Source organism: Enterococcus sp. DIV1224 (genome assembly GCF_050555455.1).
GTDB classification, from domain to species: domain Bacteria; phylum Bacillota; class Bacilli; order Lactobacillales; family Enterococcaceae; genus Enterococcus_B; species Enterococcus_B lactis.
This window is the reverse complement of sequence record NZ_CP187859.1, coordinates 1,632,509-1,650,683: the sequence shown is the minus strand read 5'-3', so window position 1 is coordinate 1,650,683 and position 18,175 is coordinate 1,632,509. Positions and strand designations below refer to the sequence as shown.

Here is an 18,175-nt window from a genome sequence, read left to right as displayed (position 1 = left end):
TCTTTTATGGCAAATGGAACAGATAAAAAAAAGTATGAAGCAGCAGTAGCAGCTTTCATCAAAGAAAACAAACCCAAACGACAAGTTGTATATGATGATTTATCCAATCAGCTTGCTACACCATTCACTTTGAATGCAGATGAAATGGACAAATTGATCCAAAAGATTGAAGACGCAGGTATCAGTGTGGTGGATGAAAATGGTGATCCATCAATTCACAGCTTGAAAAGTGCTGAGAAAAAAGCTGAACAGGCAAAAACAGAAGATCTCTCTGCGCCAACCGGTGTAAAAATCAATGACCCGGTTCGTATGTATCTGAAAGAAATTGGCCGTGTCTCCCTTTTAACTGCGGAAGAAGAAGTAGCGTTAGCATTGAAAATCGAAGAAGGCGACCAAGAAGCAAAACAGCGTTTAGCAGAAGCAAACCTTCGTTTAGTAGTAAGTATCGCTAAACGTTATGTAGGGCGAGGCATGCAGTTCCTTGACTTGATCCAAGAAGGAAATATGGGGCTGATGAAGGCAGTTGAAAAATTCGATTATCGCAAAGGATTCAAGTTTTCTACTTATGCTACATGGTGGATTCGTCAAGCAATTACTCGTGCAATCGCCGACCAAGCACGTACGATCCGTATTCCAGTTCACATGGTAGAAACAATCAATAAATTGATTCGTATCCAGCGTCAATTGTTGCAAGACCTTGGAAGAGAACCTACGCCGGAAGAAATCGGTGCAGAAATGGACCTTCCGACAGAAAAAGTCCGCGAAATCTTGAAAATCGCGCAGGAACCTGTTTCCCTTGAAACGCCAATCGGTGAAGAAGATGATTCTCATTTAGGTGATTTCATCGAAGACCAAGAAGCAACAAGTCCAGCAGAACACGCAGCATATGAACTACTAAAAGAACAATTGGAAGATGTACTAGATACATTGACAGATCGGGAAGAGAATGTCCTTCGCTTACGTTTTGGTCTAGACGATGGACGTACGAGAACACTGGAAGAAGTAGGAAAAGTATTTGGTGTTACTCGGGAACGTATTCGTCAGATCGAGGCTAAAGCATTGAGAAAATTACGCCATCCTTCTCGTTCGAAACAATTAAAAGACTTCTTAGAATAAGCACGAACTATTGACCAGAAGAGAAATCAGTCAAATGGTTTGGTTTATTTTAAAAGAAAAAAAGCTTGGGACTACGCGGTCTCAAGCTTTTTTTTCTATAGGAAGAAAATTTATTCATTATTTTTAAGTAAATCCTAAAAATAAGCTATTGGCGTGACGTATAGAATATGATAGATTAAATGGTAGCGTAAACCTAGTAAAGGAGCCGATCGCTAAGTGATGAAAAAATGTCCAAATTGCGGATCGAAAAAAATGGATGAGAACAATATCTGTCCAGACTGCGGTCATCAACTAACTGCAGAAGATCAGCAAACAAAAGAAACAATCGAAGAAATAAATGCAGATGAAACTATGCAGGATAAATCAACTGAAGACGCAGTCTTTCCTGATACAGAATTAAACGATCCAATCGAATGGTCGGAATTGAAAGATCTACCTCTCGAATCTGTGATGGAATTATTCGAAAAAACAGAATCAGAAGACGATGTATCATCTACTCACGATAAAGTAGCCAATAAAGAAAAAAGGGAACAGAAGAAAGCGACTGTTCGTGAGACTTTGGAAAAATCAGGAAAGAATCAAGAAGAAACCCTTGAATCAAAACAAAAAAGAAGAGTAGCTGAACTAAAAGAAATCGTCGATAATGAGGAAGAAAATTCGATACTATCCGCCTATATCAAAGCACATCGTGAAGATACAAAGGAAGAGCACGCGGAAGAGCTACTCAAAATGATCAGTGAAAAAATTGCACAGGAAAACAAAGTAGAACCAGAACATGAAGCTGAAAAAGACGCTGAAAAAGCCATTAGTAGAGTAAACGCTGCAGGTAAAGAATCATTAAAAATGAATGATCTAAAAACGGATGTCCCGGAAAAAACTGAAGTATTGTCTGAAAAACAATCAGAAGACGAGAAATCGAATGGGTTGCCGGAAGCAGAGAAAAGAGAAATGCTCGAAAAAGCAGACAAGAAATCAACAGAGTCAGATGGAATAAATAATGAAGCCGATGCTGAAAGTCAATCTGCAAGTGAAGATAACACTGTTCTTGAAGCTAAAATAGAAAAAGAAGAGAACCAGCCTGAGCTGATTGAAGCAGAAACAGAACCAATAACAATCGTGCCAAATACTGAAAAAACGCCTCAAGAATCAAACCTAGAAAAAAAAGATCTAGATAAGACACAAAAGAAAAAATCAAAAAAAGTGCCTTATCTCGCTTTAGCAGCAGTTCTTCTACTAGGTGGGGGAGGCTGGGCTTATTATGACCATCATCAAAAAGTAGAAGCCGAAGTAGCAGCAGAAGCAAAAAGACAGCAACAAATGGAAGACCTTCATGGGAAACTTGCTGCCTTTTATACAGATGATCACCATCAATTTATTCGTGCAGATATGATTCATCAAGATCTATCAAAACTAAAAAATGATTTATCAAGTCTTAAGAATGAAAAAGGATATTCAGCGTTAGAAACAACTTATCAAGATATCCAATCTAAGATCCAAGATATCCAGAAAGTGAATGAATGGTTCGTAGCACCTGTGATCGTCGATGATCATCTAGCAGATGACATCAAGTTGAAAGCAGATAAAGAGATACAAACGATCGAAACGGATAACACAGATTTTGGAAAATTGATTCAACAAGCACAAACAGAAGCTAAAAATCAATATGCTGAATTGCAAACAGCTAAAGAAAAAACAGCTATAGTCTTTAAAGACGGAAAAGTAGTGGGTTCAGCGACACGCGACCAATACAAGATGGCAAAAGAAGCAGTAGAAAAGGTGAAAAATACAGATCTATCTGCTCAGTTGAATGAACAATTGAAACAAGTAGACAAGATGCTCACTGATAAAGAGAAAAAAGAAGAAGAGGAAAAGAAAAAAGCAGAAGAAGCGAAAAAAGCAGCTGAAGAACAAGCAAAACAAGCCGCTCAAGCAGCAGCTGCAGCTCAAGCCGCTCAACAAGCTGCGGTCGCACAAGCAGCACAGCAAGAAGCGGCATCCTCGACTCCTTCCTCTTCAAACTCAGCGAATCAGCCAATCAAATCTGCCAGAGCAAGTGATATTGCCGATGCATCTAATCCAGCATGGACGTGGGCACCAGGTGTCCAAAGCAAAGTGATTGCTACATGTATCCAACGTGGATATATCGTTGAAGGAGGTTACAGATTAGAAAAAGCCAGAATCGAAAATGGGGAAGGCTATTACAATCTATATGCCACTTCAACAAAATCTGCATTGATGAAAGGCATTGGAGAAAGTGCTTTGCCATTTTATATCGTAACGATCAACTGTAAAACTGGGTGGTTCGGAGGAAATGGGAGCAATTAGTTTTAACTAAACGAAAGAGGTTGTGAGCCTGCCGTTTCACTCTGAGTCACAAGGAACAATTTCAAAAAACAGCTTCTCATGTTTGATGAATAGTGTGACTTGAAACCGAGGAGTTGGCAGGTAAACACCGTTTATTCAAAAAAGGGGAGTATGACACAACTGTTGTCATACTCCTTTTTTCACCTTTCCAAAGCAAGGCTCAGCTATTCAAGTAGATAACATTATGTTATGATAGCAAAGAAATGTATTAAGAAAACCTTTCACTATAGAGGGAGAAAAAAATGAACGATTTATTAGCAACTATATTTACAGGTATTATTATTGATGAAAATGAAAAAAATTACTTTGTCCAAAAAAATGGGCAAACCTTTGGCTTAAGCAAATCAGAAGGCGAGCACAAAATCGGTGAGGCAGTGGAAGGATTCGGCTACCAAAATCAAAAACATGAAAATCGGATCACTACACAAATTCCAAAAAGTCGCATCGGTCACTATGCATTTGGGATCGTTACTGCTACACGAAAAGATTTAGGCGCATTTGTCGATATCGGTCTTCCAGATAAAGACTTTGTCGTATCTCTTGATGAATTACCGACCATGACAGAGCTGTGGCCTAAAAAGGGAGATCGTTTGATGATTTCCCTTAGAGTTGATGCAAAGGATCGTGTTTGGGGTAGTTTAGCAGACGAAAAAATATTCAAATCTTTAAGCAAGTATGGAACAGAAGAAATGAAAAACAAAGATGTGATAGGAACAGCCTACCGTTTGAAATTAACAGGTACGTATGTTTTGACTGAAGATTTCTATCTTGGGTTTATCCATCCTTCTGAACGATATAACGAACCTCGACTAGGCGAGCAAGTAAAAGGGCGTGTGATCGGTGTCCGACCAGATGGTGTACTGAATCTTTCATTGAAACCAAGAGCGTATGAAGCAATATCAGATGATGCACAAATGATTTTAACCATTTTAGAACGTTCTGCAGATCAGCAAATCAACTTTACAGATAAATCAGATCCAGAAGACATCATGAAAGCTTTCGGCATCAGCAAAGGTGCTTTTAAGCGAGCATTAGGCAATCTTTTGAAACAAGGACTGATTAAACAAGAAAACGGTGTGACAAAATTAGTCAAAAAATCTAATTGAGAATCCCTTGCATGTTTTTCTTAACTAGCTTATAATAATTTTAATTAACACAGTGTTATTGTTTTTCTAAATTGTAATTATTATAAATTGTTGGGGTTGAGTAAATGGTCATGAATGCTATTTCGGCGATGAAAAAAACAAAACAGCAGCTACATGAATCGGGGTTCAAGCTGACACCGCAAAGAGAAGCTACCCTGCTTGTGCTTTTGGAGAATGAGAAAGAGCATTTGTCTGCAGAAGAGATCTTCTTTTTAGTGAAAAAAAAGAGTCCAGAAATTGGACTTGCTACTGTTTATCGAACCCTTGAAATCTTGACAGAATTAAAAATTGTCGATAAAGTAAGTTTTAATGATGGATTAGCCCGTTATGATTTGAGAAAAGAGGGCGCTAAACATTTCCATCATCATTTACTATGCTTAAACTGCGGCACGATCGAGGAAGTAGAAGAGGATCTTTTACTTGAAGTGGAGCAAGTAGTAGAAGAACGTTATCATTTTTTAGTAAAAGATCATCGGCTGACGTTCCATGGAATCTGTCAGGAATGTTATGAAAAAGAAAAAAGAAACCAGTCCGTCTGAGTGTCTAGACGGCTTTTTCTTTGCTCAGATTATGGAAAAAGACTATCAGAATGAAGCGGTATCTGATATGATAGAGAGGCATGAGGGGGATTATTATGAAAGAGCAAATCAACGATTATCTCCACTACTTGAATATTGAACGGGGATTATCCGCCAATACACGTCAAAGCTATGAACGTGATTTGGAACAATACTTGCATTTTCTAGAAGAGCAGAAAGTTGCTTCATGGCAAGATGTCGATCGCTTTTTAGTCATCCGTTTTCTGGAAAAAATGCATGAAGAAAAAAAAGCGACAGCAACCGTTACGCGGATGATCTCAAGCCTCAGAAGATTCCATCAGTTTTTACGACAAGAGCGTATCACGGATCATGATCCAATGCAGCATATCGATACGCCAAAGAAAGCGCAGAAATTACCAAGCACATTGACGCTGGCAGAAGTAGAAAAGCTGATTGAAGCACCTGATACGACAAAAACGTTAGGAATAAGAGATCGTGCAATCTTAGAAGTCATGTATGCTACTGGGATGCGCGTCAGTGAATTGATTGGATTGAAATTGGGAGATCTTCATCTTTCTCTTGGGCTGGTACAGACAGTCGGTAAAGGAGATAAAGAGCGGATTATTCCTTTAGGTGATTATGCGATCCAATGGCTGGAACGCTACTTAGACGAAGCACGTCCGTTACTTGTAAAGGACGCATCTGAAATGCATGTATTTGTCAATAATCATGGAAAAGGTCTTTCCCGGCAAGGAATCTGGAAAAATCTGAAACAGCTAGTAAGAGAGGCTGGGATTTACAAAGAAGTAACGCCGCATACGCTACGGCACAGCTTCGCCACCCATTTGCTAGAAAACGGAGCAGATTTGCGGACAGTACAGGAATTGTTAGGTCACGCGGATATCTCTACGACACAGATTTATACACATATCACGAAAAAAAGGATGACAGATGTTTATAAGCAGCATTTTCCAAGGGCTTAGTCATAGGAAGGTGAGAAGATGTTAACACATTACCGAAAAGAAAACCGTAAAATTGCTATGGGACTGTTGAGTTTCCATAAGAAGCTGACAGGTAAGTCTTCTTTGTTGAAGGAGATAGATACGTACGAATCTGAAGATGATTATGAACTTTTTTTCTTTACGCCGGAAGGTTCGACCAACATTCAAGGAATCATTGGTGTTTATTGGGCAACGAACGATCAGCTGATTATCCATGACATTTCTTTGAATCCATCTTATCGCGGTGAGAACATGGGCTTCCAAATGTTAGATGAATTACAAGAAAAGTATCCGGATGTCTCCATCCGTGCAACTGAAATCACAGAGCCTTATATTGGAAAGTGGCTAGCAAAGAAAAAGAAGAAAGAGTGAATGAGTTGACGGAGATCAATATTAAATTAGATGTATTCGAGGGACCTCTCGATCTGCTGCTTCATCTGATTCAGCAAATGGAAATCGATATATATGATATACCAATCGCTATGATCACAGAGCAATATATGAATTATATCCATACAATGAAGACACTAGAGCTAGCTGTTGCAGGAGAATACCTAGTGATGGCTGCTACATTGATGGCAATCAAAAGTAAGACGTTGCTCCCTATCCAAGAGTTTATTACAGATGATGAAGAACTATGGGAAGAAGATCCTCGAGAAGAATTGGTCACTCAGCTTTTAGAATACCGTAAGTATAAGTATGCGGCTGAAAAATTAACAGAAAAAGCAGAGGAACGAAGTCTTTATTACACAAAAGACCCTATGAACATCGATGGATTGGCGGATGTTGAAAAACCGTTGAAGCGAGGACAAGTCAAAAAAATCGATCTGATCCGTGCCATGCAGAAAATTTTGGAACGTAAGAAATTTTCTCAAAAAGTGGAAAAAACGATTACGCCGGATGATACAACGATCGAAGAACGAATGATCTTTATCGAAGAGCGTATAAAAAGAAATACGCATGGCTGTACCTTCGACTCTTTTTTTGAGTCGCCTTCCAAAAGTGAAGTTGTCACTACTTTTATGGCTTTGCTAGAGTTGATGAAAAAAGGACAGATTATTGCGCAACAAAAAGAAAACTATGAATCAATTATGCTTTATCCAGCAGTAGGAGATACCGAACATGACGAAATTAAGTGAACTTGAAGCCCTTCTTTTTATTGTTGGCGAGGAAGGAATCAGTAATGAAGAATTAAGCGGACTGTTGAATCTCAGTGAAGCAGAAGTCGCAAATTTAGTGAAAGAATTAAAAGACTCTTACGCTCAAAACCCGCACTCAGCTTTGCATATTTTTGAAACGGAAAGCCATTATGTATTAACGACTAAAAAAGAGCTAGCGCCATTGCTCAAGCGATATGCACAAGGAACATCGAACACGTTATCTCAAGCCGCTGTCGAGACTTTAGCAATCATTGCCTATAAACAACCGATCACACGAGCTGAGATCGAGCAGATTCGAGGCGTTCAGGTTTCAGGAGCGGTACAGCGTCTGGCTGCTCATAAACTGATTGAAGAAAAAGGCAGAGTAGAAGGACCAGGTCGCCCGATATTATATGGAACAACTGGTTACTTCTTGGATTATTTTGGGCTGAAATCATTAGAGGAACTGCCTGATACACAAGAAATGGAAATTTCACTTGAAGAAGATGTGTCACCAGATCTATTCTTTGATGGAATGAATAAAGGAGAACAATTGTAAATGGAGAGATTACAAAAAGTAATTGCCCACGCTGGCATCACTTCCCGTCGAAAAGCAGAAGAATTTATCCTTGCAGGACGTGTAAAAGTAAACGGACAAGTTGTAAGAGAATTAGGGATAAAAGTTGGAAAACAGGACACTGTGGAAGTGGATGAAGTGCCAATTTATCAAGAAGAATACGGTTATTATTTATTGTACAAACCTAAAGGAGTCATTTCTGCTGTAGCAGATGACAAAGGAAGAAAAGTCGTTACGGACCTTCTGCCGATGGTAAAAGAACGAATTTACCCCGTAGGTCGACTGGACTACGATACTTCGGGCATCTTACTGCTGACAAATGATGGAGATTTTGCCCAGCGCCTGACACATCCAAAACATGAAGTGGATAAAGTTTATGTCGCAAAAGTAAAAGGGATTGCGACAAAATCGATGCTTGCACCTTTGGCGAAAGGAATAAAGATCGAAGGACGAAAAACGTCTCCAGCTAAATTCCAAATTTTATCAGTGGATCCTAAGACAAATCACAGTATCGTGGAATTGACGATCCACGAAGGACGGAATCATCAAGTGAAAAATATGCTTCAAGCAGTTGGGCTTCCTGTGCAAAAGTTAAAACGTGAAAAATACGGTGATTTGACATTACAAGGTTTACGCCCTGGGGATTATCGTGAATTGAACAAAAAAGAAGTCAGCAGCTTATTGAATCATTCAAAATAAACACTTACTTTTTATAAGCGTTAAATGTTGCGTTTTTTGAAGAGATATGTATAATGAACATGTAAACAAAAATTATATAAGGTTCGTCTTCAGGGGCAGGGTGAAATTCCCGACCGGTGGTTATAGTCCACGACCTATTTTGCAAAAAATAGCTGAATCGGTGAAATTCCGATACCGACAGTACAGTCTGGATAAAGAAGATAGGGCTTATTTGACGCACACTTGATCAAATAACTCTAACTCTATTTTCCCTGGAAAATAGAGTTTTTTCATTTGGAGAGAAACGTCAAAAAGTTCGCTGAAGAGGAGTCCTAACAGGAGGATTTCAAATGAAGAACACCCGTGTACAGAAAATGGTTGCAGTAGCGATGTTTGCTGCGATCGCATTAGTTTTACAGTATTTTGCTTTTCCGATCATGCCGGCTTTTAGTTTTTTGAAGATTGATTTTAGTGATATCCCGGTATTGATCAGTATGTTCTTATTCGGTCCAGCGGCCGGAGTAGCAACAGCGTTCTTGCGTTCAGTATTACATCTGCTGACTACAGGTTTTTCTCCAGATAACCTAGTGGGAGACACAGCTAGTTTCTTATCAACAACGATCTTTACATTCCCGATTTATTACTTCTTTAGTGTAAAGAAACAGCATAAAGGAAGAAATAAATTTTTAGGTGTGATTACAGGAACGATTGCTCTGACTATTTTCATGAGTATCGCGAATTATTACGTTATTACGCCTCTTTACTTAATGTTTTTAGGACTGAACGCGACACAGATGTTGGGGATGTCTTTAGCAAATTATGTATTGATTGGGATTGTTCCTTTCAACTTGATCAAAGGATTCATCGTGAGTGCTGTCTTTTTAGTGCTACATGCGCAACTTCTTCCATGGTTAAGTCGAAAACAACATCAGATGGAACAACGTCATACAGCAGTTAAATAAATGTCAAAAAGATCAAGAAATTTCTTGATCTTTTTTTTGGAAAAAAATACAATACATGCAATATTGTAAACGTTTTATTTGTTTGTTTTGAGTATTTTTTTTATTTATGCATAAAAATCAATTAGTTCTTTTAGAATGTGAAATCCTTCTCCTTTTAAAAGACGGAAATGTTTGTTTATATAAAAAAGGAAACGCTACAATGAAAATGAAGAAAGCTTTAAAAACCTAAGAAAAGGGGGAGAAAATAGGAAAAAACGAACTTTTTGAACAAAAGTTTTATAAAATGCGTGTTATTATTTTTGTTCTGATACTCTTTTTGATAAAATAACATTAGAGCCAAAAATGATGTCTCTAACGGAAAAGAAAGGAAGAAGAAGATGGAACAAACAAAGAAGAAAAAATTTCAAATGCCTTCAGCGTATACGGTCTTATTCATTATTATTGCAGTAATCGCTGTACTTACTTGGTTTATACCAGCTGGGCACTATAGTGTAGACGATGCAGGCAACATTGTCGCTGGATCATATGAACGAGTACAACAAAATCCTCAAGGGCTGTGGGATATTTTCATGGCACCAATCAATGGGATGCTAGGTGTACCAGCGGGGGAGCTAACTAAAGAAACACCTGCTGCAATCCCAATCTCTTTCTTCATTTTAGTTGTTGGTGGATTTTTAGGTATTATCAACAAAACAGGTGCACTAGATGCCGGAATCGCTTCAGTTGTGAAGAAATTCAAAGGAAAAGAAAAAATGCTTATTCCAGTATTGATGCTGTTATTTGCATTAGGCGGATCTACTTACGGAATGGCAGAAGAAACGATTCCGTTCTATGCTTTACTGATCCCAGTTATGATGGCAGTAGGCTTTGATACAGTGGTAGCAGTAGCCATCGTATTAGTAGGGTCTCAAGTAGGCTGTTTAGCTTCAACGGTCAATCCTTTCGCAACCGGCGTAGCTTCGCAAGCTGTTGGGATTTCGATGGGTGAAGGGATTGGTCTTCGATTCTTGATGTTCGTTATTTTGTTAGCTATTTCTATTGTATATGTGTATCGCTATGCATCAAAAATCGAAAAAGATCCAACAAAATCATTAGTATACAATCAACGTAAAGAAGATATGAAACATTTCGATATCGAAGCAATCGGTCGTCAAGAAGTAATCACGAAAAAACAAAAACATGTAAATGTATTGTTCTTCATTACTTTTGGTATCATGATCATCAGTTTGATTCCTTGGACAACCTTGAATGCGAATTTCACAATTTTTGAATCATTGACAAACTGGTTAACAAATCTTCCGGTGCTAGGAACTGTTTTAGGTAAAAGCATGCTTCCACTAGGTGACTGGTACTTCCCAGAAATTACTATGTTGTTCTTAGTCATGTCAATCGTCGTAGCAATCACGTATGGTATGAAAGAATCTGAATTCGTCTCTGAATTTTTAGCTGGTGCTTCTGACTTGATTGGTGTAGCTATCGTAGTAGCTGTTGCTCGTGGTATTCAAGTGGTTATGAACAACGGTTTGATTACAGATACTATCTTACACTGGGGCGAACAAGGATTAAGTTCATTATCTTCAAGCGTATTTATCATCATTACATTTATTTTCTATATTCCTATGTCATTCTTGATTCCTTCAACTTCTGGCTTAGCTGCTGCAACAATGGGAATCATGGGACCTATGGGTGAATTTGCCGGTGTAGGGAAGGATTTAGTTATCACTGCTTATCAATCTGCGTCTGGCTTAGTAAACTTGATTACGCCAACATCTGCTATCGTAATGGGTGCTGTAGCGATTGCTCGTTTCGATGTTTCAGTGTGGTGGAAATTTACTGGTAAATTAATTGCGATATTATTTGTAGCCATCTGTGTGATCCTAGGTGTAGCAGCAATGTTCTAAACCTAGACAAATACAGGTACAAGGTCTATCATAAGAGTGAAGAAACCGATATACGGCTATCAATAAGCACGTGGATAAGTCGATTGCTCCATTCAGTGAGTGTTTTTTCTTTCATCATTAAGAACATTCTGCTTGCTGATGGAGCAGGCTTAAAACGTCATTATTAGAGATGAAGAGGTTGTGTCGGAGGCATTTGACATAACCCTTTTTAACATATTAGGAGGTTAAAATCATGAAACAATTTGTGACAGAACAACATCATGAACAAGCATTAGAATCATTGAGCGAATTGATCCGAATCCCTTCCGTACTAGATGAAGCAGATTCAGGGCAAGGACACCCCTTCGGTAAAAAAGTGATTGAAGCTTTGGACAAAGTATTGGAAATCAGTGAAAAGCTAGGATTTAGAACATTTAAAGATCCAGAAGGCTATTACGGTTATTCAGAGATTGGCTCAGGAGATGAATTATTCGGTATCTTGTGTCATATGGACGTTGTTCCGGCAGGCGACGAAAACAATTGGGAAACGAAACCATTCGATCCAACCGTAAAAGAGGGCTGGTTAGTTGGTCGCGGCTCTCAAGATGACAAAGGTCCTTCCATTGCAGCAATGTACGCTGTAAAAGCTTTGATGGACGCTGGTGTGGAATTCAAAACACGTATTCGTTTTATCTTTGGTACAGATGAAGAAAATTTGTGGCGTTGTTTAGAAAAATATAACGAGAAAGAAGAAGGCATTACGCAAGGATTTGCGCCAGACGCTGAATTCCCTTTAATTTATGCGGAAAAAGGCTTACTACAAGCTTACTTGACAGGTCCTGGAACGAACGATTTTTCTGTAAAAGCTGGCGGAGCGCTGAATGTTGTTCCTGATGCAGCTCCTTATTCTGGTGAAAAGATTTCTGAAGTAAAAGAAGCATTGAAAAAACACGGATTCGATTTCGAAGAACAAGGCGAAGGAATCGTCGTTCTTGGTAAAAGTATCCACGCGAAAGATGCCGCACAAGGAGTGAATGCTATTTCTCGTCTGGCAATCGCTCTTTCAGAAGTATTCGATTTTGGCCCAATCAATTTCTTAGGAAAATTAGTTCAAGAAAATGCAACTGGTGAAGCAGTCGTGGGCAAGACAGAAGATGAACAATCTGGTGAGTTAACGATGAACTTTGCAAGTTTGGAAATCACACCAGAACAAACAAAAATCGGTGTAGATATGAGAATTCCTGTGACATTCAAAAAAGAGGATTTAGTAGCTAAATTAACTAAAACAGTAGAAAAATATGAGTTGTCTTATGAAGAGTTTGACTTCCTAGATTCATTATACGTGCCATTGGACAGTGAGTTAGTGAAAAACCTATTGGGGACATATCGCGAGATTACTGGAGACATGACTGAACCATTTGTATCAGGTGGCGCTACGTTTGCCCGTACGATGAACCAGTGTGTGGCATTCGGTGCGATGTTCCCTGATACTCCTGACTTCATGCATCAGGCAAATGAACGATGGGAATTAAGCAGTATGTATAAAGCAATGGAAATTTATGCAGAAGCAGTGTATCGTTTGTGCGCTAAATAAAAAATAATCATATAAAAAAGGCGGATGTTCGAATGGATATTCCGTCTTTTTTATTTAGTGCTGGAAAGTTTGCATTTTTCTCTTATTTTTTTTAAGGTATAATCATACTTGATTGAGAAGAAGGTATAAACTCAGATAGAAAAGGTGGGAGAAATTGAAAATATTTAGACGAATACTAATTGGCTTAGTCATTATTTTAGGATTACTTGGCGGAGGCGGTTATTACTATATACAGCAAAATACGTACGAACCATCGTCAGAAGCACAAAAGGTGGTAAAAGAAGGAAGAAACAAAGAAGATTACTTGTTTTTTGAAGGAGAGAAAAAGAATCAGGCAAAGTCTCCATTACTTATTTTTTATCCTGGTGCTCTCGTAGAACCAGAAAGTTATAGTATTTGGGCGCAAGATTTAGCAAAAAACGGCTACTCAGTTGCTATTGTCAAAATGCCTCTTGATCTAGCAGTGATAGGTGGAAACAAAGCGGATAAGATCAAAGAAGATTTTCCAGATTCCGATTATGTGATCGGTGGTCACTCTTTAGGCGGTGTCATGGCAAGTCGATATGCGAATAAGAATCATTCAGACAGTCATTTAAAAGGGGTATTCTTCATGGCAAGCTATCCCGATAAAAAAGGAACATTGAAAGAATCAGCTGTCCCAGTTTTATCCATTACAGCAACTAAAGATAAAGTATTGAATCAGAAAGCTTATGAAGAAGCCAAGCAGTACTTACCAGAAAGAACAGAGTATGTATCAATCAACGGCGGGAACCATGGAGGTTTTGGTAGCTATGGTGAGCAAAAAGGAGATGGAGAAGCAGAAATTTCTAACGCAGATCAGCAAACTGTGATTGTCAATACATTGGAAAACTGGCTGAAAAAGTTGAAATAACCGAAATGGGACCTATAGGGTCTATGAAAAAAACAAGTCAAATAAATAGATAGTAAATATAACCTTCAAAATAAGTCGGGATTTCACAGAACGGGAGAAACAGATCCCGGCTTATCTTTAAGTTTAGAAAATCTAGTATCCATTTTTAAAGCTTAGTTTGACTTACATTTTATTTTCTAATAAAATCGCCCGGACTGGACACTTCTGATACGCTTTTCTTACATACGCTTCTTCTTCCGGCATGACGAACTGTTGATGAGCCTCTGGTTCTTGGGCAAATAAAACGATTCCTTCTTCATCATAATCGAAAATATCCGGCGCTTCGATTTGGCAAAGACCGCATGCAATACAGCGTTCAGGTACAAGTTTACATAGTAGTGACATTTCTAACCATCCTAACTTAAGGAGAATAATATGATTGTTTTTATTTTATCGCTATTTTCATCAAGAAACAAGCTGCGAGTCAGCTCTCTTTACCAGCTCCTTGTGGGAAAACGAACGACTTCAGTACTTATTTTCGGATTTACTCACGAACTTTTATTTGCTCATAACAGTTTTCCAGATTTGAAGCAAGACAAGTTTTATCAGATTATGCAAAAACTTGCACAGCAAGGATGGATCGAAATAAATGAAAATGAAGCAAAACTAACGTCTGCAGGAGCAGATAGGTTGTCTGAACTTCACACAGAATATACTGGTTTGCGTTTTGACCGATATGGACGAACTGGGGAAACTAGTTGGCGGCTCATCAAATTTGCTGTTCAAGTGATTTCTAATCTGGCATCTGGGAACCAAGATTATCTTCCAGCAGAGACAAGTCCTTTTTATACTTTCCAACTGAAAAAATGGCTTAGTGGAAGCAGATTGCCACGTGGAATTTTGATTGATAGCGCGTATGAAAGTTTAGCGCAGCTGTTTTCGGAGATACCAGAAGGAGCAGCCAATTTTTTAGCTAACCAATTCTCTGGAAATGATCGAACAGGACTTCTGCCGTATCAGCTAGCAAAAACCAATGATGAGGCAGCTGTTTATTTACAACAAAGCAGATGTATCCATCTTTTGCTCGCACAAATAGAAGAACGGCCAGATTCGCTATGGTATGTGTTGATTGATCCGTTATTACAGCAAAATTTCAATCAAAGCATGATGATCACCAAGCAGATGTTTATGAATGGTCAGACAATTGACCAGATCATGGCAATCCGTCATTTAAAAAAAGGGACGGTAACAGATCATCTTATTGAGTGGGCCTTGTTTTTTGATGATTTTCCATACGAGCGGGTTCTCTCTCAAGAAACGGTCGAACGATTGGAACCAAATAAGGATTCCGTGCGAGAGTGGCGCTTCAGCGAATGGAATGTAGATGGACAATTAGATTATGGAGAATTTCGTTTGTATCAAATCTATCTATTGAGAAAGGAAGCGATACAGAATGTTAATAAATGAATTAAAAAAATATTTTGGATTCGATTCATTTCGACCCGGCCAAGAAGAAATTATTCAGGCGTTGCTTGATGGAGAAGATACTCTCGCTATTTTGCCTACAGGAACGGGGAAAAGCCTGTGCTATCAATTAACAGGGTATTTAACGGATGGGATGGTTCTCATCGTGTCACCGCTACTTTCTCTCATGGAAGATCAAGTGACACAACTGCAAAAACGAGGGGAAAAACGAGTAGCTGCTTTCAATAGCTTGCTTTCGCGAGCTGAAAGAGGATACGTTCTCCGTCATCTGTCGCAATATAAATTTTTATTTTTGAGTCCGGAAATGTTGACTAACCCTTCTCTTTTAGAGCAGCTGAAAAAACAGGATATAGCGCTATATGTAGTGGATGAGGCACATTGTGTATCACAATGGGGAGTTGATTTTCGGCCAGAATATCAACAGTTAGGAAAAATCCGCGAGCATTTAGGAAACCCGGTCACATTGGCTCTAACCGCGACAGCGACAGATTTAGTAGCGAAAGATATACGTCAGGTGCTATTTGATCGACAGCCAAAAGAGGTTAGACAATCAGTCAATCGACAAAACATCTCGCTTTTTGTTCGAAAAACGCAGCAAAAAGAACAAGAACTTGAACAATTCATGGAAAGTGCACATGGTGCGGCAATTATTTATTGTGCAACAAAAAAAGAAGTCGAACGTTTGTATCATTTATTCAGGGAGCGTTTTTCAGTTGGATATTATCACGGTGGCCTTGACACAGCTCAAAGAAGACAGCTTCAGCAACAGTTTGTAAAAAATCAGCTGCAGTTTCTCATTGCTACGAACGCATTTGGTATGGGGATCGATAAATCTGATATTCGTTATGTGATCCATTACGATTTGCCAGACAGTCTGGAAAACTATGTACAAGAAATCGGTCGAGCAGGCAGAGATCAGGAAGAAAGTGCAGCAATCCTTTTATATCAAAGTGGAGATGAACGTATTCATTATTTCTTTAATCAACTTTCTAGAGAACAGAGACAAAGTTTTGAGCTTTATTTGGAATATGCAGCAGAGCAAGCGCCATTTGATGAGCTGCAAAAAAAATGGATGGAGTTGATCCAGCAGTCTGAAAAACCAGAAAATTGGGTGGAACGGCTCAAACGTCAGGAAAAAGAAAAAGAATTCCGCCTGCAGCAGATGCTTCGTTATATCCATGAAGAAGACTGCCGCAGAAAATTCATCTTGGCTTATTTTGGGGAAGAACTTTCCAAAAAGCCGCAGAATTGTTGTGATATTGATGGCGCAAAAGTAGAACTTCTACCAAAGAAAAAGGCTTTTTCTAAGACTGAACCGCTTCATTGGGAATCGATTTTACTAAATTTATTTAAAAAAAACATGGAACATTGATTTTTTAGGACAAGACACTTTTTCCTATGGTATAATACACACGATAGAGTTTAGGAGGTAAAACAGTGAGCAGAAAAGATAGACATCAATCTACAGAAAATAACGAAACACAAGAACCATGGGAACAACCAATCTATGATACAGAGGATGAGGTTTCATCAAGAAGTTCTCAGAGACAACAAAAGAAAGGAAATACATTATTTCTTTCGCTATTTTTGATTTTACTAGTCTTATGTATCGCTATTCCAGCAGGTGCTTATTTCTGGATCAGAAACGGATCAAGCAACAATGCAACAGCAGCATCTTCTTCTGAAACTTCGACATCAGTAGTAGAAAGTTCCACAAGTACAACAAAAGAGGAGTCAACTGAGACTTCAACAGTAGAATCTAGTACAATGGCGGAAGAATCTACTGTTTCTCAAGATACAGGGGTAACGTCAGAAAGCAGTATTGCAGCAGAGACAACACCTTCTTCTTCAAGTGACACAACTTATCAAGCAGGGGATTCAAGCAGCAATGCAGCAGAAACAACACCTTCTTCCTCAGCTGTAGCCGGTACGACAACGACTGTTCAAGCAGGCGAAGGTCCAAAACAAGTGGCTGAGCGTGCAGGAATCACCACTGACCAATTGTTTGAATTGAATGGCTTAGATCCAAACAACTTTATGCTTTACCCTGGTCAAGAATTAAGAATTAAATAATAATAGCCGCGCTTTGCGGCTTTTTTTTTGAGAAAAAGGAGTTATATCATGACACAAATCAGTATTGCGATCGACGGACCTGCTTCATCTGGAAAAAGCACCGTTGCCAAAATCTTAGCAAAAGAATTAAATTATATTTATACGGATACCGGTGCCATGTATCGCGCAGTGACTTATCTAGCTATTACGAATAATGTATCTTTTTCAGATGAGGAAGGACTAGTTTCACTGATCAAAAAGTATCCTATCTCTTTTTCACAACAAGAAGATGGGCAGCATGTATTCACAGCATCAAAAGACGTCACACAAGAAATCCGTCAGCCAGATGTCACAAAAGCTGTTTCAGAAGTCTCTGCTCATGGGAAAGTCAGAGAAGAACTAGTTGCTATCCAGCGGAAAATAGGCGAACGCGGTGGCGTTGTGATGGACGGAAGAGACATCGGGACAGCTGTATTGCCGAATGCAGAAGTAAAAATCTTTTTAGTAGCAAGCGTAAGTGAGCGTGCAGAAAGACGATTCAAAGAGAACCAAGAAAAGGGGATTCCGACTGATCTTGAAACACTAACAAAAGAGATACAGGCAAGAGACCATTATGATTCAACAAGGGAAGTTTCTCCGCTGCAGCAAGCAGAGGACGCTGTTCGTATCGATACTACCGGCAAATCCATTCCAGAAGTCGTTGCAGCGATAAAAGCCGTCGTTTTAGAAAAGGGATATCTTCTTTTTTAAATGAAGAAAAAAACTGAAAAAC

General features: G+C 38.9%; 18 protein-coding genes and 1 riboswitch. Of the genes, 17 read left to right on the top strand and 1 reads right to left on the bottom strand.

Going from position 1 to position 18,175, the window contains the following annotated elements:
• Window positions 1-6: 6 nt before the first annotated feature.
• The 13 genes from rpoD (at window position 7) to IGK53_RS07965 (ending at window position 13,887) form a co-directional block, all read left to right on the top strand.
• A complete protein-coding gene (gene rpoD, locus IGK53_RS08025; protein WP_002290142.1) occupies window positions 7-1,116 on the top strand; it encodes an RNA polymerase sigma factor RpoD in 1,110 nt (369 codons plus the stop codon).
• Between the two features lie 219 nt (window positions 1,117-1,335).
• The gene (locus IGK53_RS08020; RefSeq protein WP_016628928.1) at window positions 1,336-3,441 is read left to right on the top strand and encodes a cell division site-positioning protein MapZ family protein; all 2,106 of its coding nucleotides are present in this window, start codon (window positions 1,336-1,338) and stop codon (window positions 3,439-3,441) included.
• A 281-nt stretch (window positions 3,442-3,722) separates the two neighbouring features.
• Window positions 3,723-4,586: a virulence factor B family protein gene (locus IGK53_RS08015; RefSeq protein ID WP_002290150.1), complete on the top strand. Its 864-nt coding sequence runs from the start codon at window positions 3,723-3,725 to the stop codon at window positions 4,584-4,586.
• 104 nt (window positions 4,587-4,690) lie between these two features.
• Window positions 4,691-5,164, top strand: a complete 474-nt coding sequence (locus IGK53_RS08010; RefSeq protein ID WP_002290152.1) for a Fur family transcriptional regulator — start codon at window positions 4,691-4,693, stop codon at window positions 5,162-5,164.
• Between the two features lie 95 nt (window positions 5,165-5,259).
• On the top strand, window positions 5,260-6,147 hold the full coding sequence (xerD, locus tag IGK53_RS08005) for a site-specific tyrosine recombinase XerD (protein WP_002290156.1): 888 nt from the start codon (window positions 5,260-5,262) through the stop codon (window positions 6,145-6,147).
• Between the two features lie 18 nt (window positions 6,148-6,165).
• Entirely contained in the window at window positions 6,166-6,537 is a 372-nt protein-coding gene (locus IGK53_RS08000) for a GNAT family N-acetyltransferase (protein WP_002290158.1), read from the top strand.
• On the top strand, window positions 6,534-7,304 hold the full coding sequence (locus IGK53_RS07995; protein WP_002290162.1) for a segregation/condensation protein A: 771 nt from the start codon (window positions 6,534-6,536) through the stop codon (window positions 7,302-7,304). Before IGK53_RS08000 ends, IGK53_RS07995 begins: the two co-directional genes overlap by 4 nt.
• The gene (gene scpB, locus IGK53_RS07990) at window positions 7,288-7,863 is read left to right on the top strand and encodes an SMC-Scp complex subunit ScpB (RefSeq protein WP_002290163.1); all 576 of its coding nucleotides are present in this window, start codon (window positions 7,288-7,290) and stop codon (window positions 7,861-7,863) included. The genes IGK53_RS07995 and scpB overlap by 17 nt, the downstream gene beginning before the upstream one ends.
• A complete protein-coding gene (locus tag IGK53_RS07985) occupies window positions 7,864-8,580 on the top strand; it encodes a pseudouridine synthase (protein WP_002290165.1) in 717 nt (238 codons plus the stop codon).
• An 81-nt stretch (window positions 8,581-8,661) separates the two neighbouring features.
• Window positions 8,662-8,786: riboswitch (FMN riboswitch) on the top strand.
• A gap of 123 nt (window positions 8,787-8,909) precedes the next feature.
• On the top strand, window positions 8,910-9,521 hold the full coding sequence (locus IGK53_RS07980; RefSeq protein ID WP_430604684.1) for an ECF transporter S component: 612 nt from the start codon (window positions 8,910-8,912) through the stop codon (window positions 9,519-9,521).
• Window positions 9,522-9,898: 377 nt separating this feature from the next.
• Window positions 9,899-11,422: a YfcC family protein gene (locus tag IGK53_RS07975; RefSeq protein WP_002290168.1), complete on the top strand. Its 1,524-nt coding sequence runs from the start codon at window positions 9,899-9,901 to the stop codon at window positions 11,420-11,422.
• Between the two features lie 232 nt (window positions 11,423-11,654).
• Window positions 11,655-12,995 (top strand): M20 family metallopeptidase, encoded by a 1,341-nt coding sequence (locus IGK53_RS07970; protein ID WP_002329098.1) that lies wholly within the window; start codon window positions 11,655-11,657, stop codon window positions 12,993-12,995.
• Between the two features lie 154 nt (window positions 12,996-13,149).
• The gene (locus tag IGK53_RS07965; RefSeq protein ID WP_002329099.1) at window positions 13,150-13,887 is read left to right on the top strand and encodes an alpha/beta hydrolase; all 738 of its coding nucleotides are present in this window, start codon (window positions 13,150-13,152) and stop codon (window positions 13,885-13,887) included.
• A 162-nt stretch (window positions 13,888-14,049) separates the two neighbouring features.
• Here the strand turns inward: IGK53_RS07965 and IGK53_RS07960 are convergent, their stop codons facing one another.
• Entirely contained in the window at window positions 14,050-14,271 is a 222-nt protein-coding gene (locus IGK53_RS07960) for a ferredoxin (RefSeq protein ID WP_002290171.1), read from the bottom strand.
• A gap of 30 nt (window positions 14,272-14,301) precedes the next feature.
• Between IGK53_RS07960 and IGK53_RS07955 the strand changes: the two genes are divergently transcribed.
• The 4 genes from IGK53_RS07955 (at window position 14,302) to cmk (ending at window position 18,153) form a co-directional block, all read left to right on the top strand.
• The gene (locus IGK53_RS07955) at window positions 14,302-15,333 is read left to right on the top strand and encodes a helix-turn-helix domain-containing protein (protein ID WP_002290172.1); all 1,032 of its coding nucleotides are present in this window, start codon (window positions 14,302-14,304) and stop codon (window positions 15,331-15,333) included.
• The gene (locus tag IGK53_RS07950; protein ID WP_002290173.1) at window positions 15,320-16,723 is read left to right on the top strand and encodes a RecQ family ATP-dependent DNA helicase; all 1,404 of its coding nucleotides are present in this window, start codon (window positions 15,320-15,322) and stop codon (window positions 16,721-16,723) included. The genes IGK53_RS07955 and IGK53_RS07950 overlap by 14 nt, the downstream gene beginning before the upstream one ends.
• A 65-nt stretch (window positions 16,724-16,788) precedes the next feature.
• Window positions 16,789-17,424: an SAG1386/EF1546 family surface-associated protein gene (locus tag IGK53_RS07945; protein ID WP_002290174.1), complete on the top strand. Its 636-nt coding sequence runs from the start codon at window positions 16,789-16,791 to the stop codon at window positions 17,422-17,424.
• A 48-nt stretch (window positions 17,425-17,472) separates the two neighbouring features.
• Window positions 17,473-18,153 carry a (d)CMP kinase gene (cmk, locus tag IGK53_RS07940; protein ID WP_002290175.1) on the top strand — a complete coding sequence of 227 codons (681 nt, stop codon included), beginning with the start codon at window positions 17,473-17,475 and terminating at the stop codon, window positions 18,151-18,153.
• Window positions 18,154-18,175: the final 22 nt, after the last annotated feature.